Annotated in this window: 21 protein-coding genes; 7 read left to right on the forward strand and 14 right to left on the reverse strand. The window is 57.3% G+C overall.

Annotated features, from left to right (window positions below; all coding sequences use genetic code 11):
• Positions 1-4: 4 nt before the first annotated feature.
• The 5 genes from VSR74_RS20690 to bglB all read left to right on the forward strand — a co-directional run bounded on the left by VSR74_RS20690 (position 5) and on the right by bglB (position 6,351).
• The gene (locus VSR74_RS20690) at positions 5-1,072 is read left to right on the forward strand and encodes an HlyD family secretion protein (protein ID WP_347796441.1); all 1,068 of its coding nucleotides are present in this window, start codon (positions 5-7) and stop codon (positions 1,070-1,072) included.
• Positions 1,062-2,123 carry a DUF2955 domain-containing protein gene (locus VSR74_RS20695; protein WP_347796442.1) on the forward strand — a complete coding sequence of 354 codons (1,062 nt, stop codon included), beginning with the start codon at positions 1,062-1,064 and terminating at the stop codon, positions 2,121-2,123. The genes VSR74_RS20690 and VSR74_RS20695 overlap by 11 nt, the downstream gene beginning before the upstream one ends.
• Positions 2,124-2,198: 75 nt before the next feature.
• Positions 2,199-3,869, forward strand: a complete 1,671-nt coding sequence (locus VSR74_RS20700; RefSeq protein ID WP_347796443.1) for a hypothetical protein — start codon at positions 2,199-2,201, stop codon at positions 3,867-3,869.
• 260 nt (positions 3,870-4,129) lie between these two features.
• Positions 4,130-5,275 carry a PA14 domain-containing protein gene (locus tag VSR74_RS20705; RefSeq protein WP_347796444.1) on the forward strand — a complete coding sequence of 382 codons (1,146 nt, stop codon included), beginning with the start codon at positions 4,130-4,132 and terminating at the stop codon, positions 5,273-5,275.
• A complete protein-coding gene (gene bglB / locus VSR74_RS20710) occupies positions 5,275-6,351 on the forward strand; it encodes a beta-galactosidase BglB (RefSeq protein WP_347796445.1) in 1,077 nt (358 codons plus the stop codon). The genes VSR74_RS20705 and bglB overlap by 1 nt, the downstream gene beginning before the upstream one ends.
• Positions 6,352-6,394: 43 nt before the next feature.
• On the opposite strand, the gene VSR74_RS20715 is transcribed toward bglB, so the two are convergent.
• Entirely contained in the window at positions 6,395-7,672 is a 1,278-nt protein-coding gene (locus tag VSR74_RS20715) for a DUF445 domain-containing protein (RefSeq protein WP_347796533.1), read from the reverse strand.
• Between the two features lie 72 nt (positions 7,673-7,744).
• Between VSR74_RS20715 and VSR74_RS20720 the strand changes: the two genes are divergently transcribed.
• Together VSR74_RS20720 and VSR74_RS20725 are read left to right on the forward strand one after the other, a co-directional pair.
• Complete coding sequence (locus VSR74_RS20720) at positions 7,745-8,113, forward strand: hypothetical protein (RefSeq protein WP_347796446.1); 369 nt, start codon at positions 7,745-7,747, stop codon at positions 8,111-8,113.
• Between the two features lie 175 nt (positions 8,114-8,288).
• Entirely contained in the window at positions 8,289-9,659 is a 1,371-nt protein-coding gene (locus tag VSR74_RS20725) for an NAD-dependent succinate-semialdehyde dehydrogenase (RefSeq protein ID WP_347796447.1), read from the forward strand.
• A 56-nt stretch (positions 9,660-9,715) separates the two neighbouring features.
• Here the strand turns inward: VSR74_RS20725 and yjiA are convergent, their stop codons facing one another.
• The 13 genes from yjiA to hpaG form a co-directional block, all read right to left on the reverse strand.
• Positions 9,716-10,672 (reverse strand): GTPase, encoded by a 957-nt coding sequence (gene yjiA / locus VSR74_RS20730; protein WP_347796448.1) that lies wholly within the window; start codon positions 10,670-10,672, stop codon positions 9,716-9,718.
• Positions 10,673-10,683: 11 nt separating this feature from the next.
• A complete protein-coding gene (locus VSR74_RS20735) occupies positions 10,684-10,887 on the reverse strand; it encodes a YbdD/YjiX family protein (RefSeq protein ID WP_015966066.1) in 204 nt (67 codons plus the stop codon).
• 109 nt (positions 10,888-10,996) lie between these two features.
• The gene (locus tag VSR74_RS20740; protein WP_347796449.1) at positions 10,997-13,147 is read right to left on the reverse strand and encodes a carbon starvation CstA family protein; all 2,151 of its coding nucleotides are present in this window, start codon (positions 13,145-13,147) and stop codon (positions 10,997-10,999) included.
• A gap of 359 nt (positions 13,148-13,506) precedes the next feature.
• Complete coding sequence (locus VSR74_RS20745) at positions 13,507-14,019, reverse strand: 4-hydroxyphenylacetate 3-monooxygenase reductase subunit (RefSeq protein WP_347796450.1); 513 nt, start codon at positions 14,017-14,019, stop codon at positions 13,507-13,509.
• Positions 14,020-14,036: 17 nt separating this feature from the next.
• The gene (gene hpaB, locus VSR74_RS20750) at positions 14,037-15,599 is read right to left on the reverse strand and encodes a 4-hydroxyphenylacetate 3-monooxygenase, oxygenase component (RefSeq protein WP_347796451.1); all 1,563 of its coding nucleotides are present in this window, start codon (positions 15,597-15,599) and stop codon (positions 14,037-14,039) included.
• A gap of 265 nt (positions 15,600-15,864) precedes the next feature.
• On the reverse strand, positions 15,865-16,755 hold the full coding sequence (gene hpaA, locus VSR74_RS20755; protein WP_347796452.1) for a 4-hydroxyphenylacetate catabolism regulatory protein HpaA: 891 nt from the start codon (positions 16,753-16,755) through the stop codon (positions 15,865-15,867).
• Positions 16,756-16,764: 9 nt separating this feature from the next.
• Positions 16,765-18,141, reverse strand: a complete 1,377-nt coding sequence (gene hpaX / locus VSR74_RS20760; RefSeq protein WP_347796453.1) for a 4-hydroxyphenylacetate permease — start codon at positions 18,139-18,141, stop codon at positions 16,765-16,767.
• A gap of 56 nt (positions 18,142-18,197) precedes the next feature.
• Positions 18,198-18,986, reverse strand: a complete 789-nt coding sequence (gene hpaI, locus VSR74_RS20765) for a 4-hydroxy-2-oxoheptanedioate aldolase (protein ID WP_347796454.1) — start codon at positions 18,984-18,986, stop codon at positions 18,198-18,200.
• Positions 18,987-18,996: 10 nt separating this feature from the next.
• Positions 18,997-19,800, reverse strand: a complete 804-nt coding sequence (gene hpaH, locus VSR74_RS20770) for a 2-oxo-hept-4-ene-1,7-dioate hydratase (RefSeq protein ID WP_347796455.1) — start codon at positions 19,798-19,800, stop codon at positions 18,997-18,999.
• An 8-nt stretch (positions 19,801-19,808) separates the two neighbouring features.
• Positions 19,809-20,189 carry a 5-carboxymethyl-2-hydroxymuconate Delta-isomerase gene (locus tag VSR74_RS20775; RefSeq protein ID WP_347796456.1) on the reverse strand — a complete coding sequence of 127 codons (381 nt, stop codon included), beginning with the start codon at positions 20,187-20,189 and terminating at the stop codon, positions 19,809-19,811.
• Positions 20,190-20,198: 9 nt separating this feature from the next.
• Complete coding sequence (gene hpaD / locus VSR74_RS20780) at positions 20,199-21,050, reverse strand: 3,4-dihydroxyphenylacetate 2,3-dioxygenase (RefSeq protein ID WP_347796457.1); 852 nt, start codon at positions 21,048-21,050, stop codon at positions 20,199-20,201.
• A gap of 1 nt (position 21,051) precedes the next feature.
• Positions 21,052-22,518 carry a 5-carboxymethyl-2-hydroxymuconate semialdehyde dehydrogenase gene (hpaE, locus tag VSR74_RS20785; protein WP_347796458.1) on the reverse strand — a complete coding sequence of 489 codons (1,467 nt, stop codon included), beginning with the start codon at positions 22,516-22,518 and terminating at the stop codon, positions 21,052-21,054.
• Positions 22,515-23,804, reverse strand: coding sequence for a 4-hydroxyphenylacetate degradation bifunctional isomerase/decarboxylase (gene hpaG / locus VSR74_RS20790; protein WP_347796459.1), 1,290 nt, complete (start codon positions 23,802-23,804; stop codon positions 22,515-22,517). The genes hpaE and hpaG overlap by 4 nt, the downstream gene beginning before the upstream one ends.
• Positions 23,805-23,893 lie beyond the last annotated feature (89 nt).

Here is a 23,893-nt window from a genome sequence, read left to right on the forward strand (position 1 = left end):
CACCATGATGACGCCAGAACAAAAATTTGCCCGCTGGGTAAGGGTCAGTATTGCCTCTTTCCTGCTTATGTTTGTCTATTTTATTATCGCCGATATCTGGATCCCGCTGACGCCGGACTCCACGGTAATGCGTGTGGTGACGCCTGTATCATCACGCGTCTCCGGCTATGTCGCCCAGGTTTATGTGCATAACAATAGCCAGGTGAAGAAGGGCGATTTGCTTTATGAACTCGACCCGACACCGTTCGTCAATAAGGTGGAAGCCGCACAAATCGCGCTGGAACAGGCCAAGCTGAGCAATCAGCAACTGGATGCGCAGATTTCCGCTGCGCAGGCTAATCTGAAAACAGCGCAGCTTACTGCCCGTAACGATCGCGTGACCTATGACCGCTACCAGCGTTTAAGCACCATGCAGAACGTTTCGCAATCGGATCTCGACAAGGTACGAACCACCTGGCAGACCAGCGAACAGTCGGTGACTGCGCTAAATGCGTCTATCCATAACCTGCAAATTCAACGTGGCGAGCGTGATAACCACCGCAACGTCACCATCCAGAAATACCAGAATGCGCTGGAAGAGGCGCAACTTAACCTCGGCTGGACGAAAATTCGTGCTGAAGAGGACGGTACGGTCAGTAATCTGCAATTAAGCCCAGGTCTGTACGCCAGCGCCGGGACGGCGGTTATGGCTGTCGTAAACAAGAGTACGGATATCGTCGCTGATTTTCGCGAGAAAAGCCTGCGTCATACCCGAACCGGCACCGATGCCGCGGTGGTGTTTGATGCTCTGCCCGGGAAAGTGTTCAGGGCAAAAGTGACCAGCAGCGACGCCGGGATTTTAGCCGGGCAGGAAGCTGTAAACGGCCAGCTCTCCCAGCCCGATACCTCCACACGATGGGTACGTGATGCCCAGCGTATGCGTATCCATGTGGCGCTGGATGAACCGCTCGAACAGACGCTGCCGACTGGTGCGCGCGCCACCGTTCAGCTCTATAACAGCGATGGCGCGTTCGCCCGCTTCTTCTCTGGAGCGCAAATTCATCTTGTGAGCCTGTTGCACTATGTCTATTAAAACTCTGGCTCAGGTCTTCACGCCGCACGGCAACATCGTCTACACGGCGAACGATTTTCGCCAGACGCTGCGTACCGTATTCACGGGGATGACGGCGCTGAGTATCTCCACATTTTTCGACACCCAGTATGGGGTCTTTTATGTGGTATTCCCGATCCTGCTGGTGTCGCTGGTGCCGGTGTTTAATGGTCACATCGCCCGGCAATTTTTGCTCAGTGCGGTGCTGAACTGCATCGAAATGGTGATTATCGTCGGGTATTTGATCGAATGGCCGCTGATTATGACTATCGTCGTTTTCGGCATGTACGTGATGCGTTTTCGCTTTATGAGCAAAGGGCCGCTGTTCCTGTTCGGTTCGATGGGCGTGGTGTGCCAGAGTGTGATGCTCAACTTTATGAGTTATCCGACAACGAACTGGCATACGCTGCTGTTCTCCAATATGGAGGCCAGCGTGATGGCCGTTGCCTTAAGCGCGTTGTTCCACTATCTCATTCCCGATGTCGAACCCCGTAACCCGCCGCCGCTGATTGAAAAAGATGCCGCGCGAGTGCGCCATGAATCACTGCTTTCCGGCACCGTGGCAACCCTGTTATTTATCGTCTTTCAGGTCAGTGACCTGCAGGATTCGCTGTCGGCGTTGATGGCAGGGGTTTTAATTCTCTTCCCGATGCACTATCGCGGCTCGGTAGTCAGCTCTTTATGGCGTGTGGTGGGCGTGGTGCTGTCGTGCCTCTACATTCTGGTGGTGCAGTTGATTTTGTACGATCACAGCAGCCATATGATATTGATGATGCCCCTGATTGGCCTTGGTCTGGCATTCAGCGCGCGAATGCATGTGATGGAAAAAGTGGGGGCGGGCGTCGGTTTTGCCAGTATTACGACCATCGGTATTATGTTTGGTCAGAACCTTCAGCCGGATCAGGATCTGGTCTTCAGCGACATGTATCGTGTTACGTCTGTTACCGTTTCGTTACTTGGAACGCTGACAATGGTGTTTCTTGTACACCGAATTCTGAACTGCTTCCAGGCAACGCGTTTTATTGTGAAGTAGCGCACTTCGGGTGTCAGACGCTCCGTCGCGTTTGTGCTTAGAATATCTCCCCCCGTAATGGATGGAGAAGGTACGATGTGGCAAACGCGCGCGCTGGAACTCAATAATCAGGAGTTCTGGAACTGGGATAAAGCCTGTGAATTAGTGAAGTGGGCCATCAATCACGACTTCAACACGGTGATTGTCGGCCAGACCAATTTGTTCGACAAACTGGTCTCGCCAAAAGGTTTTACCCCGCATCAATATAACGATGGCCTCTCAAGCCATCAGCGCGCCCGCTGCGTCTACCTTAATCGCCTGGCCGGATACTGCCAGCAGCATGGTTTGAAGTTTTATCTGCAGGCGAAAGAGTTGAGCTTTCCTGTCGAGCTGCTGGCTGCCCATCCCGGGCTGCTGAGAAAAGAGGGCGGGGTGCATTTTGATGTTGAGTTCTGGTGTCGCTACCTGGCGGATAAAATCACCCTGCTGTGCCAGCGAATCCCCCTGATAAGCGGTCTGATGGTGGCGCTTTCCAATACGGACGGCCTGCTGCCCATCTCTCGCCCCAACTGGGAACTGACCGGTCAGGACGACCCCTCGCCCCATATCGACCCGCGTAGTTTATCCCTTTACAGCCAGTGCTTTAGCGCGATGGCGCGGGCGGTCATGCATGAGAATAAGCATCTGGTGCTGCGTGCCTTCCCGGCGGGCAACCACGATATCAGCAACGTTCTGGAGGCTATCAGCCACCTGCCGAAAGCGGTATCGGTCTCGATTAAGGTCACGCCTGAGCGATTCTGGCCAAACTTCCCCAACAACCCGGCGCTGCAATCGGTGCAGGATAGAGAAGTATGGGTCGAGTTCGACCTGGTGGGGGAAGAGGTGGGCTGGGGGATTTTTCCTTTTCCGCGTATCGACGAGTTGCAGGGCCGTCTGTTGTGGTGCCGGAGCAATCCGGCTATCCGTGGCGCGGTATGTAAGGCCAGTTGGGAGGGGGTCGACAATCACTGGATTATGGGCACGCTTAGCGAATGTAATTTAGTCGCCTGTAGCCAGTTGCTGGCACATCCTGAACGCGCCCATACCCGCGCCTCACTGATGATGCACTGGCTGGATGAGTGTTATGGCTGGTCTCCTGATGACGAAACCTTTGGCACCTTCCAGACACTGCTTGAGCAAGCCGGGCTGGTGCTGTATCGCGCAATTTACGTGCGCGATCACGTCTTTCACCGCCACAGTCAGGTGCCGGAAAGCTACGGCCAGGGCGTATGGAGCCTCTACGGCCAGCTCAACCGCAATCACTGGCTGCCGGGGTCGGAGCGGGATATCGCATTTTGTGCCGACGACATTGCTACGGCCGGGCGAAACCTGTCGCTCATCGCCAAAGAAAAAGATGAGGCCTGGCAGGATGCCCTGACCCTCCAGCGTGAAGCGCTGGCTTTTGCTGAGCGGGCCGCTTACCCCCACGCACTGGCTCAGCGCTGGCAGGAGGAGTGGCAGGGATTCACGCTTTACTGCCAGTTATTTATGCATGCACAGAAAGCCTTCTTCACCCTCCATTACGCCACCGTGGTAGAGAATAACTGGAGCATGCGGGAGATCTGCCAGGTCAATATTCAGGAGCTTTATCGCTGTGCGGCGGAAATGGACACCTTCTGCCAGATGCACCCGGAGGCCTCTCCTGGCATGCATGTCATATTTGACCCCTCGCGTGTACGTGCGCTGGCCGACAGTCTTCATCATCAACTCTCGCTGCTGAAAGCGTGATCTCAATCACGCCATGTAACGGCGGATCGTCAGAAAAATGCGATCCGCATCGTTTCCAGGCCTATCCGTGAACAGGGGAAAGTGACGGAGATCGCATCTCCTGCCTTACTCCCGGCGGGATTGTGAATCGCCAGGCAGATCCATCAAACCCCGACCCAGGCGACATAGCCCGAACCGCTGCGAATCCTGATGATACGGCGCTAACAAAAGCGTAATGGATGTGAGGAAATCAAATGAGGCTGTCAGCGGGTGACGCAGTAATGCGTTTTACAGTTTCAGCGCCGCACGATGAACGGTTTGCTGAGTTTTATACGGGTGAAGCCCTTGATGCATCAACAGAATATCTGTTTGCGGATGATGCGAGGCCGGAACAGACGTCATTCTGTCGACGTGTATTTTGCCATGATTTTTCCCGCCGCACGGTTTCGCCGGGTCGTGCATTACCCTCCAGCCAGACGGTGCAGGCAGATGAGAGCGGCATGGTGCATTTTTCCGTGTTTAAGCCTGTTGCCATCCACAGTCAGCGCTGGTTACGTGTCGACCTTCATGTGGCGCAATCCGGGGAATACCCTTTTCAACTTGCTACCTGCGGTGGGGTGCGTATCTGGATTGATGGCAAGGAGGCCGCCTGCTTCACTCCCTTTACCCGCAACACCCTGCAAATCTGCCAGGTTCGGCTACCGCTTCAGCAGGGCGAAAATTCACTTTTGATCCACCTGGAAGAGCTTTGCGAACGGCAAACGCAGTTTGTATTGCGCATGATCTACCAGGGACAGGCGCCGCTTGAAACCAGCCTGAACGCGCAAGATGAGGCGCTGCCGCCGTTTATGCAGCCCTGCGCAGAAGTGCGCGAAGATGAAGGCGACCTGTTGCTGAACCTGCTCAAACAGGGCCAGGGCGGTGAGCAGGCAGAGTCATTGCTGGTGCGCCTGCTGCAACGCGTCAGCGCGCGTGAGGAAGCGTCGAGCTATGCCCTGGTCTCGCTGCTGTGGGTCTGGCATGGCTATCGCGGGGAGATTTTCCCGCCGGCACTGTGGCGGCGGGTGCGTTCCGCTGTGCTGGGCTACCGCTACTGGTTTGATGAATTGGGTAACGATGTGATGTGGTTTGTCGGCGTAAATAACGCTTTAAGCTTCCATACCGCCCAGTATCTGGCCGGACAGATGTTTAGTGAGGAACGCTTTACCGCATCCGGCCGCCTGGGTCGTGAACAGCAGGAAATAGCTGCGCAGCGCCTGGCTTACTGGTCTGCTAACGTTTCGCTGCAGAAGGGGGCGGCTCCCGGCCTGCTCGCGCTCTCGCACCTGGCTGACGACGCAGGGTTACGCGCCCGCGCGCAGCGTCTACTGATAGCGCTAACCGCCAGCGACACGCCTTTTTCCATTTCTCACTCAGGAGCAGCTTAATGCGTCAGGACGAATTACATCAAACACTGGAGCAGGTGGTGAAAGGGTTCTGCCGCCTGAAAAACATCGGCGAAGTGAGCCGTGGCGAAGGTTTCGCGATTCACTTTGAAGAGTGGGAATGGGAAGTCGGAGTCGGTCTGTATGGTTTCTGGCAGTACGCGCTGTCGCAGAATGATGTCAGGTTACAGCAGTCGATCCTCGCCTGGTATGAGGGGCAACTGGCCAAAGGACTGCCCGCCGTGCAAATCAACACCACGGCCCCGATGATCGCGCTGTCGCTGGTGGCGGGGCACACGGAGCGAGCGGATCTGCTGAACGTGGTGAATAACTGGGCGGATTCACTTCTCCAAAATCTGCCGAAAACGGAAGAAGGCGGCTTTCAGCACGTCGTCAAAGAGCAGCCCAATACGGGACATCTCTGGGATGATACGCTGTTCATGACCTGTCTGTTCCTCGGCTCGGCAGGCGTCGTGCTTAAGCGCAGAGACCTGATTGACGAAGCCGCGTATCAGTTCCTGCTGCATACCCGCTACCTCAGTGAACCGGCCAGCGGCCTGTGGTATCACGGCTGGACATTTATCGACAAACACCACTTTTCAGGGGCGTTCTGGGCGCGCGGCAATGCGTGGATCACCGTCGCGATCCCGGAGTTTATCGACCTGCTGGGGGATAGCCTGGATGCCAGCGTGAAACGCTACCTCTCGCAGGTGCTCGCGCGACAGGTAAAGACCCTTTGCGACATGCAGGCTGAAAATGGGATGTGGCACACGCTGGTGGATGATCCGTTCTCCCCGCAAGAGTCATCTGCCACGGCGGGGATCGCCTACGGTATGCTGCGCGGGGTGCGAATGGGGATCCTCAAACCCGACATTGCAGGAGAGGCCTTACGCGCCTGGGAAGCGCTGCGCGAAAGGATCGACGACCGTGGGATTGTGCTGGAAGCGTCGAAAGGCACTATGGTGGGCCCGGATCTTCAGTATTACTGTGATATTGCAATGGCGCCGGTGCCTTATGCACAGGCGCTGATGATGCTGCTGCTGATAGAACTTCAGCAGGGGAAGTGGCTGGAAAAATAGATCCAGGGGGGCCGGATAGCGGCGGCGAAGCGCTATCCGGCGTCTATATCAGCGTCGGGATCTGCGACAACAACCACAGCACCAGCCCAATCGTTCCGCCGACCAGCGTCCCGTTTATGCGGATAAACTGGAGATCCTTACCGATATTTAACTCAATCTGACGCGACATATCGCGTGCGTCCCAGCTTTTCACCGTGTCGCTGATATGGCGGGTGAGAAATGCGGAGAACTCAGGCGCTACGCGCATTGCCGCCTGCTCCAGATGATTATTAAGCGACTCCCGTAGCGCAGCATCGCTAATCAGCGTCTCGCCAAACCACAACCCGGCTTCGGCGATGCGGGTTTTGACCCGGGAATTGTCAGAAGTCATATCCTCTTTGATCCACTGGCGATAATCGGCCCAGATCTGCCCGAGGTAACGGTTAAACGCTTCATCGTTTTTCAGATAGCTTTTGATGTTTTCCGCTTTAGCTTCCATTTCTGATGAGGTTTTCAGGTTATCAATAAAGCGGAAGATCACGCGATCGAATGCCTGACGGATCTGATGGTGACGGTTCTCGGTAATATCGTCGAGCACCGAGTCCACCGCATCGGCAACCAGATCCGCCCCCTGATCGCCCAGCCACTCTGTCGGCAGCAGCCGCGCCTTGATCGGGTGCTCCTGCTCCATCCAGTGCACGATCATCTGCGCGATCACATCGCGTGTGCTCTCCTTGCGCAGCAGCGCAATCAACTGCGCCACCAGCGAATCGAGCAGCTTCTGGTGACGATTGTCTTTGGTCATGCTTTCGAGGATCACCGCGCTGGTCTGGGTGAGATCGACTTTATCGATCGCCTTATGAACCGCGCGTTTCAGCAACCCCTGTACCCTGGAGTCGTCGGTCAGTTCGATAAAACCGCTCATCACCTTCACCAGATTCTGCCCAACGCGCGCAGCGTTCTCCGGCTGGCTGAACCAGTTACCGATCAACAGCGCCGGTTCATGGCGACGTATCAGCGCCACCAGCGATGGCGTATCGAGAAATTTCTCCTGCACGAACTGGCCGAGATTATCGCCAATGCGATCCTTATTGCGCGGAATAATGGCGGTGTGCCGGGCGATAAACGGCAGCGGCACGCGACGAAACAGCGCCACCACCGCGAACCAGTCTGCCAGCGCACCGACCATTGCCGCCTCGGAGATAGCCTTCAGCGCACTGACCCACGGCGACGGCGGCAGCATCAGCGTGGTTACGAAAACCGCTGCGGCAATCAGCAGTAATGAGAGCGCCAGCAGCTTGGCGCGTTTGAGCGAGGTTTGTTTTTCCATAGGGATAAGGATATAACCTGGCGGCGAGAACGTCATGTTAGCGATTGAAGTTGCTTGTTAATTTGCGTAGGGCATTCCGGGAAAATGTCGCATTTGCAGCGGATGAGATACACTAGCGACAGTCAGTTGAAAACGTTGTTTAATTATATTTTTCAGTACGGCGGAGCTTCTCGCGCCAGCGCATTTATTCGCGAAATGGCACAACGCTCGCCGAAGCATAAGGAGGCGCTGATGACACTTGCTGAGAAGTTGCATGAAGAGGGAAGAATTGAAGGCTTGCAGAAAGGTTTACAGAAAGGTTTACAGAAAGGCCTGAAACAGGGTCTGGAAGAAGGCCGCCGTACTGAAGCCTTGAGAATAGCCTCCTCCATGCTGGATAACGGCATTGAGAGGGAAACCGTGTTGAAAATCACCGGCTTGTCCGCACAGGATTTACCGATCCTCGCACATTAATGCTGTCTTATGCCGGATGCGTACTCTTCGCGTTCGGCATCGCTCCCTTTTCTGAAAAGCATCCCCCGCCGCGTCAGAACACTCCGTTTCTCCTCCATAAGCCAGATATCTCAACTACGCTTAATACTTTGCATGACATTTTCGACTGCTTTCATCACTAAACCAGGAGCGAGATATGGCCTATCAGACAGTAAATCCTGCGAACAACCAACTGATCAAAGAGTACACACCACACAGCGACAAGGATATTGAGGCCGCGCTGCAAAAGGCCGATGCGCTATATCACTCTGAGTGGGCGAAAGGCGACATCAGCCAGCGTTTGCCTGTTTTGCATAAGCTGGCCGATCTTATCGACAGCCGCGTTGACGAACTGGCCAAAATTGCCAGCCAGGAGATGGGCAAGCTTATCGAACAGAGCCGTGGCGAGGTAAAACTGTGCGCGCAAATTGCCCGCTACTATGCGGAGAACGCAGAGCAGTTTCTTGCCCCGGTACCCTATAAAACCTCGTTTGGCGACGCGTGGGTGGAACATCACCCGATTGGCGTGATCATGGCGGTGGAGCCGTGGAACTTCCCGTACTACCAGTTGATGCGCGTACTGGCCCCGAACCTGGCGGCCGGGAACCCGGTACTGGCTAAACATGCGAGCATTGTGCCGCATTGTGCTGAAACTTTTGCCCATCTGGTGCGCGAAGCGGGGGCGCCGGACGGTGCATGGACTAACCTGTTTATTTCCTCGGATCAGGTGGCGAATATTATCGCCGACCCGCGTGTACAAGGTGCCGCGCTGACCGGTTCCGAAAAAGCGGGCAGCGTGGTCGCCGCGCAGGCCGCGAAGCATGTCAAAAAATCGACCCTTGAACTGGGGGGCAATGATGTGTTCGTGGTGCTGGATGACGCCGACCTCAACGAAGCGGTGAAAACTGGCGTACAGGCGCGGCTGAACAACGCCGGGCAGGTCTGTACCGCCGCCAAACGCTTTATCCTACATGAGAAAATTGCCGATCAATTCCTCAGCCAGTTCACTGACGCATTCAGCAAGGTGAAAGTCGGCGACCAGATGGATGCCTCCACGCAACTCGGCCCGTTGTCATCAAAAGACGCACTGGAGACCTTGACCAAACAGGTTGATAACGCGCTGAAAAACGGCGCGACGCTACACTTTGGCGGCAAACCGCTGGAGAGTAAAGGCAACTTCTTCGAACCGACGATTCTGACCAACATCACCCGCGACAACCCGGCGTACTTCGAAGAGTTCTTTGGCCCGGTGGCACAGATTTATGTGGTGAAGGATGACGACGCGGCGGTGAAACTCGCCAACGACTCCCACTACGGCCTGGGCGGTGCGGTGTTCAGTCAGGATATTGAACGCGCCAAACGGATGGCTTCGCGAATTGAAACCGGGATGGTCTATATCAACTGGTTGACCGACACCGCCGCTGAACTGCCGTTCGGCGGGGTGAAGCGCTCCGGGTTCGGGCGCGAGCTGTCGGATCTGGGGATTAAGGAGTTTGTGAACCAGAAGCTGGTGGTGGTGAAGAAATAGGTTGTTGAGGTGCGCAGTGCCGGATGGCGCTGCGCGCTTTTCCGGCCTACAACCCCTTACTTCCTCAACCCCTTAAACGCCGCCCTTATCTCCTCTTCCGGCAACTGTATCCCAATAAACACCAGTTGGCTGCGCGGCGTTTCCTCGCCCCACGGCCTGTCCCAGTCGGCGCTGTACAGCCGCTGTACGCCCTGGAACAGCAGGCGATTCGGTTCGCCGTCAATCCACAGCATCCCTTTGTAGCGCAGCAGTTTATCGGCGAACTCCAGCAGCAGATTTTCCATCACGCGGGAGACTTCGCTGATATCCACCGGGTAATCCAGTTCCACCACAATCGACGACACATCATTCTGCTTGTCCGCCATAAAGTGAAAACGTGGTTTGCCCGCCAGCACGTTCTCTTCCAGCATAAAACCGCTGGTATTGAACAACTGCGCCAGGTCGATATCGCCGTGCACCACGGTGTAAATTGGCGCTCGGGCGTTAATGCGCGCCAGACGTTCGCGCAGTTTTTCCGTGTCGCCAGCCACATCCGTTTTGGTCAGCAGGATGCGGTCGGCGTAGCCCACCTGCGACTGAGCGATGGTGAACTGGTTCATTTGATCGTTGGCGTGAACGGCGTCGACCAGCGCAATCACGCCGTCCAGCAGATAGCGTTCGCACAGGACGTCATGAGAGAAAAAGGTCTGAATAATCGGGCCGGGGTCGGCCATGCCGGTGCACTCAATCACCAGACGGTCGAACTCAATCTCACCGCGATCGCGGCTGTCGAGCAGGTCGAGCAGGGCGTCTTCCAGTTCGTTAGCGCGGGAGCAGCAGATACAGCCGTTGGTGAGGGTTTTAATCTGGGTGGCGCGGTCGCCAATAAGCTGGGTATCAACAGAAACTTCGCCGAACTCGTTTTCGATAACGGCGATTTTAAAACCGTGCTGTTCGTTGAGGATATGACGCAGCAGGGTGGTTTTGCCTGCGCCAAGAAAACCGGTAAGTAGGGTAACTGCAATCGGGGTCATGTTCTCTCCTTCTAACAGCAGCGCATGCCGCCTTTTCCGTCTCCGCCGTAGCGCGCCTGTTGCCGCTCGCGGAAGAACTCTTCGTAGGTCATGTACGGCTTGTCCGGATGCGTGGCTTTCATGTGCTCAACGTAGTTGTCGTAGTCCGGGATGCCAATCAGCATCTTCGCCGCCTGACCGAGGTATTTTTTCGCCTGACCTAAGTTACCAAACATTGTGCCATCCAGATATGAATAAAGCCCGGCGAGTCATCTCTGACGGGCCGGGGAGTGCGTTTTCCCTCACCCCGGCCCTCTCCCAAAGGGAGAGGGAGGGTTTGGTTATTTAGTGGTGTGAAGAGGTCTTCACGCCGCCTTCCGGCACAGGAACGTAAGGCGTTTCTTTGTCGGAGCGTTGGTCGTTATTGCGCACCTGCATCCAGGTTTTGAAGCCATAGAAGATGATGCTGTACACCACCACCAGGAACAGAATACTCAGGCCTGCGTTGGTGTAGTTGTTGATAACGATGTGGTTCATGTTGGCGATTTGCTGCGCCGTCAGTTCACCACCTTCCGCAATTTTGGCTTTGTACTGGCTCGCCATGTAGAAGAAGCCTTCCATCTGCGGGTTGGTGCTGAACAGTTTCAGACCCAGCGCCCAGGTGGTGCAGACCAGCAGCCAGAATGCCGGGATGATAGTAACCCAGACATATTTGCTGCGTTTCATCTTCACGAGGATCACGGTGCCGAGAACCAGCGCAACGGCCGCCAGCATCTGGTTAGAGATACCGAACAGCGGCCACAGGCTCTTCACGCCGCCCAGCGGGTCGACCACGCCCTGATACAGCAGGTAGCCCCACAGGCCGACGCAACCTGCGGTCGCCACAACGCCTGCCACCAGAGAATCGGTTTTCTTCAGGAATGGAATGAAGTTGCCCAGCAAGTCCTGCAACATGAAGCGTCCTGCACGGGTACCGGCGTCCAGCGCGGTGAGGATGAACAGCGCTTCAAACAGAATACCGAAGTGGTACCAGAAGCCCATGTCCGCCCACGGCAGCACTTTGTGGAACACGTGTGCAATACCAACCGCCAGAGTTGGCGCGCCACCGGCACGGTTCAGAACAGACGGTTCACCGATGTCTTTCGCGGTTTGCAGGATCTCTTCCGGTGAAATCACGAAGCCCCAGGAACTGACCGTTGCCGCCGCATGAATCGTCACTTCTTTAAGCTGTGCGGCAATCATGGCCGCGTTTTCACCGCCCATTTCGTGCAGGTTCGGCATGGTGATGCCAAGGCCCGCAGGCGGGGTGTTCATCGCAAAGTAGAGGCCCGGTTCGATGATAGACGCCGCAACCAGCGCCATAATCGCCACGAAGGACTCCATCAGCATTGCGCCATAACCGATGAAACGCGCGTCGGTTTCACAGGCCAGCAGCTTCGGCGTGGTGCCGGAGGAAATCAGCGCATGGAAGCCAGACACCGCGCCACAGGCGATGGTGATAAACAGGAACGGGAACAGTGCGCCTTTCCACAGCGGGCCAGTACCGTCGATGTACTGGGTGACGGCTGGCATTTTCAGATCCGGGTTGAGGATCACGATGCCGATCGCCAGGCCAACGATAACGCCGATTTTCAGGAAGGTGGCGAGGTAGTCGCGCGGTGCCAGAATCAGCCAAACCGGCAGCAGGGCGGAGATAAAGGCATAACCGATCAGCGTGAAGGTGATGGTGGTGTCTTTAAAGGTCAGCGCCGGGCCCCAGTACGGATCGTGGGCGATGACGCCGCCGAACCAGATGGAGGCCACCAGCAGCACGATACCGATAACGGAGACTTCACCGACGCGGCCTGGGCGAATAAAGCGCATGTAGATACCCATAAACAGCGCAATCGGCACGGTCGAGCAGACGGTGAACACACCCCACGGGCTTTCCGCCAGGGCTTTCACCACGATCAGCGCCAGCACCGCCAGGATGATGATCATAATCAGGAAGCAGCCGAACAGGGCGATAGAGCCCGGCACGCGGCCCATCTCTTCTTTGACCATCTCGCCCAGCGAAGAACCGTTGCGGCGCGTGGAGATAAACAGCACCATAAAGTCCTGCACCGCCCCGGCAAGCACCACGCCCGCCAGCAGCCACAGGGTACCTGGCAGGTAACCCATCTGGGCGGCCAGCACCGGCCCAACCAGCGGGCCTGCGCCTGCGATAGCCGCGAAGTGGTGGCCGAACAACACGTAGCGGTTGGTCGGCACGTAGTTCAGGCCATCGTTGTTAATGACCGCCGGCGTCGCACGCGTCGGGTCGAGTTTCATCACCTTCTGGGCGATGTAGAGGCTGTAGTAGCGATAGGCCACCAGATAAACAGAAACGGCAGCGACAACGATCCACAGGGCGCTAACGTGTTCTCCCCGACGTAATGCCACAACTGACAGGCAAAACGCGCCGATGATTCCAAGAATCACCCAGGGTATGTGCTTGAATAACTTTTTGGTATCCATAGTAAAACCTGGTTTTTTAAGATTAATAATCAGCCGAAGCTGTGTGGGTTTTGAGTTAAGTGAGTGAGATGATTTGACTGCTATGTTGAGGGCTATCTTGCCAGAGATTCACGCGCGTAAAGTTGGGTAAAGCAGTGAGTGGTTGTATGGGGAGTTAAGCGGTTGTGTGGGTCGATGAGCGGTTGAGTAAGAAGTGAGCGGGTGGGGAATATGTGATTGAGATCACGGAGTATATTTACACCGACACCCTCACCCCGCCCTCTCCCTGAGGGAGAGGGAGAAAACCCGCGCAGAATTTAAATCTGTGTGCGGTCGGTTCCCTCTCCCTCAGGGAGAGGGGTAGGGTGAGGGTGTCGGTTTTACACCGCCGCCTCCATCTCCATCATCACCGGATGGAAACGGCGCTTAAAGTAAATCAGCCCATGCCCCTCATCGCTGAGGATAATGTTCTTAATCTCCACCAGATACACCAGATGCGTACCGATAGTCTGCACCTGGCTAATCTCGCCCTCCAGGCTTGCCAGCGCGCCTTTCAGCACCGGCTGCGCCAGCGGGCCTTTTTGCCAGCAGGAGAGGCTAAAGCGCTCCTCCATCGCCATGCCGGTCATGCCAGCGAAGTGGCGCGCCATCAGCTCCTGCTCGTGGTTAAGCACGTTAACGCACAGTCTGCCATTGCCCTGGAATACCGGGTTCATGGCGCTGTTGGCGTTGATACACACCATCACTGACGGTGGAGTATCCGTCACCGAGCACACCGCCGTGGCGGTAATGCCGCAGCGGCCCGCTTCTCCTTCCGTCGTGACGATATTGACCGCCGCCGACAGGCTGGACATGGCATCACGAAAACGCAGGCGTTGTTCATCTAATTGCATCTTAACCTCCCGCTGCGTTATTTCAGCAGCTTATCCAGCATGTTGATATCAGCGTTGTTGTGCAGGTGCGGCACCGTCCAGCCGTTCTGGTCGTACTCGGACAGGCAGCGGTCAACCATCGCCATCATTTTGTCCATGTTGCCGGAGGTCTGCGCCTGACGCAGGCACTGCAGGCGGATCTCGTCCTGGCTGCCGGAGTAGTTGATCTCGTACAGTTCGTGACGCCCGCCAAATTCGCTGCCGATAGCGTCCCACATCAGTTTGAGGATCTTGATACGCTGGACGTGATCCATACCGTTCGATCCGCGCACGTACTTCGCCAGATACTGGTCGATCTGCGGGTTATTCAGATCGCGCGCGCTCGACGGCAGGTAGATCAGCCCGCTGGTGACGTTACGCTCAATAATGTTTTTGATCTTCGCGTAGGCCATCGGCGCCAGTACGCGGTAAGTTTGCAGCGCGGCGTGATCCGGCAGATACGCGCCGTTCACCCACGGCGTGGCTTCGGAGCACATGGAATCACTCAGTGCCCAGAAGGTGTTGCGCCAGGCCACCACTTCGCCGAGATCTGCCTGCACGCCGCGGAACTCCAGGGTGCCGGTGCATTCGAGGGATTTTTTCAGCAGCGCAGTGATGAAATCGAGTTTCACCGCCAGGCGCACGCAAGCCTGTAACGGATACATGCGGGCGAAGCCGCCTTCCATCGTCCAGCGACGGCAGCGATCAAAATCGCGGTAGATCAGTACGTTTTCCCATGGGATCAGCACGTTATCCATCACCAGGATCGCATCGTTCTCATCGAAGCGGCTGGAGAGCGGATAGTCATACGGCGAACCGGTGGCACCTGCGACCATTTCATAGGATGCGCGGGAGATCAGCTTCACGCCGTCGGCGTCCATTGGCGCAACGAACATCAGCGCGAAGTCCGGGTTTTCACCCATCACCTGCGCGGAGCCGAAGCCGATCATGTTGTAGTGGGTCAGCGCCGAGTTAGTGGCGACGACTTTCGCACCGCTGACCACGATCCCGGCATCGGTCTCTTTTTCCAGCTTGATGTAAACGTCTTTCACTTGATCGGTCGGTAAATGACGATCGATCGGCGGGTTAACGATAGCGTGGTTGAAGTACAGGCCGGTTTCCTGAATACGGGTGTACCAGTTGCGGGCGTTCTGCTCGAACTGGCCGTAGAAGCCGGGGTTCGCGCCCAGCGCGCAGCCGAACGCGGCTTTGTAATCCGGTGTGCGGCCCATCCAGCCGTAGCTCAGGCGCGACCACTCAGCGATGGCGTCGCGCTGCTGGCGCAGGTCTTCCGGGCTTTTCGCCACGCGGAAGAATTTGTGGGTGTATCCGCCGCTGCCGGTGTCGGTGTTCCAGCACAGGGAGTCCTGCATCTCTGGTTTGTGCAGCGCGTCGTACAGTTGCGCGACGGACGCCGCCGCGTTACGAAACGCCGGGTGGGTGGTGACATCTTTCACGCGCTCGCCGTAGATGTATATTTCACGGCCATCCTGCAAACTCTTCAGGTACTCTTCACCGGTGAACGGACGCTGGGTACTGGCGCGGAAATCTTCTGGTTTCATAGGGGCCTCTTCAGTATTCATCGGAATGTAATGTTAAATTTGTGTTTTGTTTTTGTTGTTTAATTGAAGCGGTTAGACCGATATTCGTGAAGAGACTTTTGGGTCAATGGCGGGTACTTTTCGGGGAGGGATGGGTTTTGTGATCGGTGTCGTTTTTACCCCTCACCCCGCCCTCTCCCCATAGGGGAGAGGGAGAAAATTTATGAAGGGCACAGCCAATCCCCTCTCCCCTATGGGGAGAGGGTTAGGGTGAGGGGGAAAACACTCACGACACCGGTACTTTTCTTGCCCGGTAAACGCTTGGAGAGCCCCCCACCAACCGGTTGAAAAAGCGGGCAAAATAGGCCGGGTCTTTAAACCCCAGTTGCCAGGCGATGTTGTTTACCGGGCTGTCGGAAAACAGCAACAGCCGCCTGGCTTCACGCAGTTGCCTGTCGAAAATCAATCGTTTCGGCGGGCGGTTGGCGAAGCGGCGGCAGATGTCGGTGAGGCGCGATTCGGTGATATGTAATTCTCGGGCGTAATCGGGCACCGTCCAGTGCTGGTGGAAGTGGCTGTCGATCATCAGGGTAAAGCGCTGGAACAGCTTTAACTCACCGCGCATACCGTTGGTGGCATGGTCGTCGAGGCGGGCATTGCGCAGCAGCAGAGTAAACACCGCCTGCGCCAGCAGCGTTAGCGTGTGTTCACGGCCCGGCAGTTGCGCGACGGATTCCCTTTCGATCAGCCGCCAGTAATGTTCCAGCGCCGCCAGTTCGTCCGGTTTATCGGCCAGCGACAGGCAGATCCCCGGCAGGCCGAAGGTTTCCCGCGTGCCGGGGTAGAGCACCTCCAGCAGCGGCCAGATCAAATCCTCATGCACCGTCAGCACATGCCCGTCGGCGTCCGATTCGGTGATAAAGGCATGCGGCACCGACGGCGGCGTCAGCACAAACAGAGGCGCTTCCACCGAATAGCGATGATCGTCAAGCTGGAGCTCAATCTGCCCGGTGAGCAGAAAGTGCATCTGAAAATAGCGTTCGTGGCGATGGGCCTGCATATCGCGGCCAAAAAAGGCCGCCATCCGCGCAAAGGATTGATAATGCACATCATCCGTACCGAGGCTCTCGTCGTACTCGGTGCTGATATCGATGTTGTAAATCGGGTTCTCACACATGTGCGCTCCTTACGGCGTGGCGCGTGGGCGTGAGGATTTCATCGGGATCGCCCAGATAATCACCGATCCGATCACCAGCAGCGTCGCCACAAACCACAACCCGCTGTTAAAGCTGCCGGTCAGATCCTTCAGCCAGCCGATCATAAACGGACTCAGCGCCGAACCAATATTTCCCGTCGCGTTGATCACCGCGATGCCCACCGCGCGTGCGCGCAGGCTGATCGACTGATCCGGGGTCGTCCAGAAAATGGCCATCGCGCTGAACGATCCGGTGGAGGCCATCACGATCCCCAAAAGCTGGATCAAGTTATGATCGGTCGCGGAAGCCAGTAACCAGCCCGCAGCGGCAAACAGGAACGGCAGGGCGGTGTGGTGTTTGCGCTCCTGATGTTTGTCTGAATGGCGACTCCAGTAAATCATGCCAAGAATGGTACAAATTTGCGGTACCGCCGCCAGCAGGCCGATGGTGATGTTGCTGCTGCCCTGGTTAAAGCTTTGCAGGATCTGCGGCGTCCAGATGCTGATGGCGCTCAAGGTGTTGGTCAGGCAGAAGTAGGCCAGCGTGTACATCAGCACGATGGGGGTGAAGATCTCACGCCACAGGCTGCGCTGCTGCATGGCGTGGTGGCTGGCTGCGCCTTCCGGCTGCACCAGCGTCAGATGGTCGTTGTCCATCATCTCCTGGAGATGTTTTTTGTCGTCGTCAGTCAGCCATTTGGCCTGTTTGGGGGAGTCATCAAGATAAAACCACACCATGATGCCCAGCAGCAGCGACGGGAAACCTTCCAGCAGGAACAGCCACTGCCAGCCTTTTAGCGCCATCACGCCGTCCAGCGCAAGAATATAGCCCGAGACAATCGAACCGAGGGCGGTGGTTACGGGCATCGCCACCATAAACAGCGCATTAGCGCGGGCGCGGAAGTAGGCCGGGAACCAGAAGGTTAAATAGAGCAGAATACCGGGCAGGAAACCGGCTTCGGTGATGCCGACCAGAATACGCAGCACATAGAGGCTGGTGGGGCCGGTGGCGAACATGGTGGCGGTAGAGGCTATCCCCCACAGCACCATGATGGTGGCGATCCAGCGGCGTGCGCCGACAATGCTCAGCATAATGTTGCTGGGGATGCCGAAAATGACATAAGCGGCGTAGAACAGCGTGGTGGCAAGGCCGAACATGGTGGCGCTCAGGCCGAGATCGCGCCCCATCGTCAGCCCGGCGAAGCCGATGTTGATACGGTCGAGGAAGGAGAAGATAAACAGCACAAACAGAAAGACGATCAGGCGGCGGAAGAGTTTGTTGATCACCGCCTGTTGGCCTGCGGTCAGCGATTTGTACGCATTTGCCGGGTCGACGCGTTCCGGCAGTGCAGATGATGTGTCGCTCATGGCTATTCCTCTGATGGGATTTTTGTAGGGTACGGCATGAGAAGAAAGGCCAGGCGCTAATACACGCCCGGTTCGCCTGAGGCTGTGCTGGCCCCAAACCGTGCCGCCAGCGCTTCCGCTGCGCGGGCGAGCAGGGTGGTATCGACGCCGACGGCGACAAACAGCGCGCCCAGTTCCAGATAGCGTTTCGCTAACGGCTCACTGGCAATCAAAATTCCCGGCGCTTTCCCGGCTTCGCGGATCTGCACGATCGCCTGTTCAATCGCTGCCTGCACCTCCGGGTGCTGCGGGTTGCCTGCATAGCCCATATCGGCGCTGAGATCCGCCGGGCCGATAAACACGCCGTCCACGCCTTCGACGTCGAGGATCTGCGGCAGGTTTTTCAGCGCCTCACGGGTTTCTATCTGCACCAGCACGCACATTTCATCATTGGCTTTTTGCAGATAATCCGGGATGCGATTCCAGCGCGAAGCCCGCGCCAGCGCGCTGCCGACGCCGCGGATCCCCGCAGGCGGGTAACGCGTGGCGCGTACCGCCTCGCGTGCTTCGTCAGCGTTCTGTACCATCGGCACCAGCAGGGTTTGCGCGCCAACGTCCAGCAGTTGCTTGATTTGCACCGCATCATTCCACGACGGGCGCACCACCGGCTGGCTGGGGTAGGGCGCAATCGCCTGAAGCTGGGTCAGTACCGTTTGCACATTGTTCGGCGCATGCTCGCCGTCGATCAGCAGCCAGTCGAATCCGGCTCCGGCCAGGAGTTCTGCGCTGTAGCTGCTGCACAGCCCCAGCCATAAACCGATTTGCGGGCGGCCCGCTTTTAGCGCCGCTTTAAAGGTGTTTTCCATGGTGCTCTCCTTAAACAAAGCGGCAGCTAATCGAACCCATGTTGCCGTAATCAACATGGAAGGTGTCGCCCTTGCGCGCCGGAACCGGGCGGGTAAAGGAGCCACCGAGAATGATCTGCCCGGCCTCCAGTTGCACGTCATAGGGCGCGAGTTTGTTCGCCAGCCAGGCCACGCCGTTGGCCGGGTGATTGAGCACGCCCGCCGCGACGCCGGTCTCTTCGATTACCCCGTTGCGGTAGAGCAGGGCGGAGATCCAGCGCAGATCCAGCTCATCGGGCCTGATCGGGCGGCCGCCGAGGATCACCCCGGCGTTGGCGGCGTTATCGGAGATGGTGTCGAACACTTTGCGCGGGCGTTGGGTTTCCGGGTCGATGTTGTGGCAGCGGGCGTCGATCAACTCCAGTGCCGGGATCACATAGTCCGTCGCGTTATAGACATCGAACAGCGTGCAGTTCGGCCCGCGCAGCGGTTTCGCCAGCACAAACGCCAGCTCCACTTCGATGCGCGGCACGATAAAGCGGTCGGTCGGGATATCGCTGCCATCGTGGAAGAACATGTCATCCAGCAGCGCGCCGTAGTCCGGTTCGCTGATTTGCGAGCTGGCCTGCATCGCTTTTGAGGTGAGGCCGATCTTGTGGCCTTTCAGCGTGCGGCCTTCGGCAATTTTCAGCCGTACCCATTCACGCTGCACGGCATAGGCGTCCTCAAGGGTGATCTCCGGGTAGTCCAGCGAGACGGCGCGGATCTGTTCGCGCTGTTTTTCGGCCTGATCCAGCCGTTGGGCGATCAGGGTGTGGGTCTGTTTATCAAACATGGCTGGCCTCAGCGAAATAACGCGTGGACGTTGTTTTGTTTAAAATTGAGCGTCGGGTGCAGCTCTTCAATTTCAAAGGAGAGCGCCAGCAGGCGGCTTTCCATCAGGGCGGCGAAATGGGTTTTGATCAGATCAAACAGCATTTCACCCACCGCCTGACGGCTCTCCAGGCTGCGCCCAGCGCCGATTTTTAGCGTCATATGCACAAACGCGTAGTCGTGCTGCCCGTCGGCCATCTGCCAGGTATCGACCCAGTGCGCGCGGCTGCGAATACCCGCCAGCGGGAAAATCCCCGTCCCGGCCAGCGCCGGATTCACTTTGGCGAACAGCCCCGGCAGATCGGCTTGTTCGCGAATATTTTCACTGCATTCAACGATAAAGTGCGGCATAACAATTCCTTACGCGGGCAGCGGGAAAACGGAATTGACCTGACCGGTGCCGGAGCTTGGGAACAGCTCGGTGATAAACTCCACCTTGCCGTCGTATTTATCCCAGCCAAGCATCCCCAGCAGCATTACCGTGTCGTGCATGTTGCCTTCGCCGTAGCAGTAGTCGGCGTACTCCGGCAGCATGTTGCAAAACTCTTTGAACTGGCCTTCGCGCCACAGCTTCACCACGCGTTCGTCCATCTGGCGGTCGAACTCGCGGGTGTAGCTGTTCATCCCCTCTTCGGCGCGCTGGTCGTCAATAAAGCGGTGCGACAACGAACCGCTGGCGAGCACCGCCACGGTGCCGTCGTACTGTTCGATGGCTTTCAGAATTGCTTCGCCCAGCTTGCGGCTGTCGGCAAAATCATGAACCGTGCAGAAAGCCGAAATGGAGACCACTTTGAAGTGCTTGTCTTCGTTCATGTAGCGCATCGGCACCAGGGTGCCGTACTCCAGTTTCAGGCTGGGGATGTTGTGCGCTTTGGCGCGCACGCCGAGTTTTATCGCTTCATCGGCAATAAGCTGACCCAGCGCCGGGTTGCCCTCGTAGCTGTAGGTCATGTCGCGGATAAAGTGCGGCAACTCGTTGCTGGTGTAGATGCCCTCGAAATGATCCGCGCAGTTGATGTGGTAGGCGCTGTTCACCAGCCAGTGGGTGTCGAAAACGATAATGGTATCGACGCCCATTTCCCGGCAGCGCTTGCTGATCTCTTTATGGCCGTCGATCGCCCCCTGACGGCAGCCGTGGTTTTTCCCCGGCAGTTCAGAGAGATACATCGACGGTACGTGCGTGATTTTTGCTGCTAACGCTAACTTACCCATATCAGACTCCCCATTTCGGAATGGGATGGTCGCCCATCGAGATGCAGACGTTTTTCATTTCCGCGAACACTTCAAAGCTATACTCACCGCCTTCGCGCCCGGTGCCGGAAGCTTTCACGCCGCCGAACGGCTGGCGCAGGTCGCGCACGTTCTGGGTGTTGACAAACACCATCCCCGCTTCGATGCCACGCGCCAGGCGCAGCACTTTGCTGACATCCTGCGTCCAGATGTAGGACGCGAGGCCGTACTCCACGTCGTTTGCCAGGCGCAAACCTTCGGCTTCGTCTTTGAACGGCAGCAGGCAGGCGACCGGCCCGAAAATTTCTTCCTGAGCGACGCGCATACGGTTATCAACGTCTGCCAGTACGGTCGGGCGCAGGAAGTTGCCGTTCTTCAGGTGCGCAGGCAGGTCGGCGGGTTTATCCGCGCCGCCCGCCAGCAGGGTCGCGCCCTCTTCAATACCGAGGCGGATATAGCCGGAGACTTTCTCCCAGTGCTGCTGGCTGATAAGCGCCCCAACCTGGGTGTTCGGATCGGTCGGGTCGCCCACGCGCAGGCGGTTGGCGCGTTCAGCAAAGCGCTTAATAAATTCCGGGTAGATGCTCTGCTGAATAAAGATGCGCGAACCGGCGGTGCAGCGTTCGCCGTTGATCGAGAAGATGGTGAACAGGGCGGCGTCCAGGGCGCGCTCGATATCGGCATCTTCAAAAATCAGCACCGGCGATTTACCGCCCAGCTCCATTGAGTATTTCTTCAGCCCGGCGTTTTTCATGATGTTGCGCCCGGTGGCGGTGCCGCCGGTAAACGACACGGCGCGCACGTCATGATGACGCACCAGCGCATCGCCCGCCGTTGCGCCGTAGCCCTGCACCACGTTCAACACGCCGGCCGGAATACCCGCTTCCAGCGCCAGTTCACCGAGGCGGTCAGCGGTCAGCGGCGAGAGTTCCGACATCTTCAGCACCGCGGTGTTGCCCAGCGCCAGACACGGCGCGACCTTCCAGGTGGCGGTCATAAACGGCACGTTCCACGGCGACACCAGCGCGCAGACGCCTACCGGCTGCACCAGCGTGTAGTTGAGCATCTTGTCGTCGACCGGATAGGTCTTGCCGTTCATCTGCTGGCACACTTCGGCGAAAAACTCGAAGTTGTGCGAAGCGCGGGGGATCAGCACGTTTTTGGTCTGATGGATCGGCAAGCCGGTGTCGGCGGTTTCCATCGCGGCGATCTCCGGCACATTCTGGTCGATCAGGTCGCCCAGACGGCGCATCAGGCGCGCGCGCTCTTTCATTGGCAGGTTGGCCCATTTCGGGAACGCCTCTTTCGCGGCGGCTACCGCCTGGTTCACTTCCGCTTCACCGCCGGAGGCCACCTCCGCCAGCACCTCGCCCGTGGCGGGATTAGTGGTCTGGAAGTAGTCGTTGCCTGCCACGTTTTTGCCGTTGATCCAATGGTTTATCTTTTTCATTTTGCAGTCTCCTCACTGACAATTCGGTTCACCAGGCGGCCCACGCCTTCTACTTCCACCACCACTTCATCACCGGGTACCACGTCAGATAACCCTTTCGGTGTGCCGGTGGCGATCATGTCGCCCGGATTGAGCGTCATAAATTCGCTCAGGTAAGCGATCAGGACGGGCACACTGAAGATCAGATCGGCGGTCGTGCCCTGCTGGCGCAGCTCACCGTTAACGAAAGTGCGCAGGGTCAGGTTCTGTGGATCGGGAATGGCGTCTTTCGGCACGATGGTCGAAAGCATTGGCGTCAGGCCGTCGCGGCTTTTTACCCGCAGGTTGGGGCGGTAGTAGTTTTCCAGATAGTCGCGGATGGCGTAGTCATTACACACGGTGTAGCCCGCCACATAATCCATGGCATCGGCTTCGCTGACGTTGCGCGCCTGCTTGCCGATCACCACCACCAGTTCCGCTTCGTAGTGCATGTACTCGATGTTGTTCGGGCGCACGGAGGTCTGGTTATCGCCGGTGAGCGTATTCGGTGCTTTCAGGAACACCAGCGGCTCTTCCGGCGGCTTAAATTCCAGTTCGCTGGCGTGATCGGCGTAGTTCAGGCCAAGGGCAAGCAGCGTGCCGTGCGGGTGCGGCTGCGGTGGGAAGGTTTTGCGCGTGGTGATATCGCGCTCGTCCACCACCGGGTTTTCCAGCGCCGGGAAGCCTTTTGCCAGAATGCGCACCTGGTCGCCTGGCTGGATTTCCGTGCGCGACTGCGGTGTGCCGATCAGAATGGCATCGCCGGGGTTAAGGGTCGCAAATTCACTCAGCGCGCTCAGTAGCTGCGCGGCGCTGCGTTGCAGGTCTGAAGTGTTCCAGCTATCGGCTTCACGGCCGTTGATTTCGGTAATGATTGTCAGGTTATCAACGTCTTTCAGCGCCACCGTTTCACCCAGCGGGCAGAAACCGTCGCGGCATTTGGCTTTGATTGCCGGGCGGTAGAAGCTCTCTTCCGGCAGGCTAACCTCGTTGGCCAGCGCATAGCCCGCGATGTACTGCGCGGCGTCTTCTTCGCGCACTTTGCTTGCCGTTTTGCCGACAATCAGCGCCACGGTAGCGCCGCTTTGTACCGTTTCGCCCTGCGGGTAGGGAATGGCCTCGCCGTTACCGATGATCGTATTACGCGGTTTGATAAACCAGACGGCGGTTTTGGGTGCTGTTTTATAGGGCGCTTGCTGGAACGCGTGGTGCCAGGCGTCAATCTGGCTGCGATGGTTCAGGGCGACGGCGAAGACGGTGCCTTTCATTGACCTCTCCTCAGGGCTGATTCAGGTGAGTTTGGTTTTCATTAATATATTAATGATCTCTTTTATTCCTGATCGGGTCGCCTGGCAAG

Source organism: Pseudocitrobacter cyperus (assembly GCF_039889165.1).
GTDB lineage: Bacteria > Pseudomonadota > Gammaproteobacteria > Enterobacterales > Enterobacteriaceae > Pseudocitrobacter > Pseudocitrobacter cyperus.

Bases quoted from the DNA above. Each gene is read 5' to 3' on its own strand.
- VSR74_RS20690 (WP_347796441.1), top strand. From the start codon at position 5: ATGATGACGCCAGAACAAAAATTTGCCCGCTGGGTAAGGGTCAGTATT.
- VSR74_RS20695 (WP_347796442.1), top strand. From the start codon at position 1,062: ATGTCTATTAAAACTCTGGCTCAGGTCTTCACGCCGCACGGCAACATC.
- VSR74_RS20700 (WP_347796443.1), top strand. From the start codon at position 2,199: ATGTGGCAAACGCGCGCGCTGGAACTCAATAATCAGGAGTTCTGGAAC.
- VSR74_RS20705 (WP_347796444.1), top strand. From the start codon at position 4,130: ATGCGTTTTACAGTTTCAGCGCCGCACGATGAACGGTTTGCTGAGTTT.
- bglB (WP_347796445.1), top strand. From the start codon at position 5,275: ATGCGTCAGGACGAATTACATCAAACACTGGAGCAGGTGGTGAAAGGG.
- VSR74_RS20720 (WP_347796446.1), top strand. From the start codon at position 7,745: ATGTCGCATTTGCAGCGGATGAGATACACTAGCGACAGTCAGTTGAAA.
- VSR74_RS20725 (WP_347796447.1), top strand. From the start codon at position 8,289: ATGGCCTATCAGACAGTAAATCCTGCGAACAACCAACTGATCAAAGAG.
- yjiA (WP_347796448.1), bottom strand. From the start codon at position 10,672: ATGACCCCGATTGCAGTTACCCTACTTACCGGTTTTCTTGGCGCAGGC.
- VSR74_RS20735 (WP_015966066.1), bottom strand. From the start codon at position 10,887: ATGTTTGGTAACTTAGGTCAGGCGAAAAAATACCTCGGTCAGGCGGCG.
- VSR74_RS20740 (WP_347796449.1), bottom strand. From the start codon at position 13,147: ATGGATACCAAAAAGTTATTCAAGCACATACCCTGGGTGATTCTTGGA.
- VSR74_RS20745 (WP_347796450.1), bottom strand. From the start codon at position 14,019: ATGCAATTAGATGAACAACGCCTGCGTTTTCGTGATGCCATGTCCAGC.
- hpaB (WP_347796451.1), bottom strand. From the start codon at position 15,599: ATGAAACCAGAAGATTTCCGCGCCAGTACCCAGCGTCCGTTCACCGGT.
- hpaA (WP_347796452.1), bottom strand. From the start codon at position 16,755: ATGTGTGAGAACCCGATTTACAACATCGATATCAGCACCGAGTACGAC.
- hpaX (WP_347796453.1), bottom strand. From the start codon at position 18,141: ATGAGCGACACATCATCTGCACTGCCGGAACGCGTCGACCCGGCAAAT.
- hpaI (WP_347796454.1), bottom strand. From the start codon at position 18,986: ATGGAAAACACCTTTAAAGCGGCGCTAAAAGCGGGCCGCCCGCAAATC.
- hpaH (WP_347796455.1), bottom strand. From the start codon at position 19,800: ATGTTTGATAAACAGACCCACACCCTGATCGCCCAACGGCTGGATCAG.
- VSR74_RS20775 (WP_347796456.1), bottom strand. From the start codon at position 20,189: ATGCCGCACTTTATCGTTGAATGCAGTGAAAATATTCGCGAACAAGCC.
- hpaD (WP_347796457.1), bottom strand. From the start codon at position 21,050: ATGGGTAAGTTAGCGTTAGCAGCAAAAATCACGCACGTACCGTCGATG.
- hpaE (WP_347796458.1), bottom strand. From the start codon at position 22,518: ATGAAAAAGATAAACCATTGGATCAACGGCAAAAACGTGGCAGGCAAC.
- hpaG (WP_347796459.1), bottom strand. From the start codon at position 23,804: ATGAAAGGCACCGTCTTCGCCGTCGCCCTGAACCATCGCAGCCAGATT.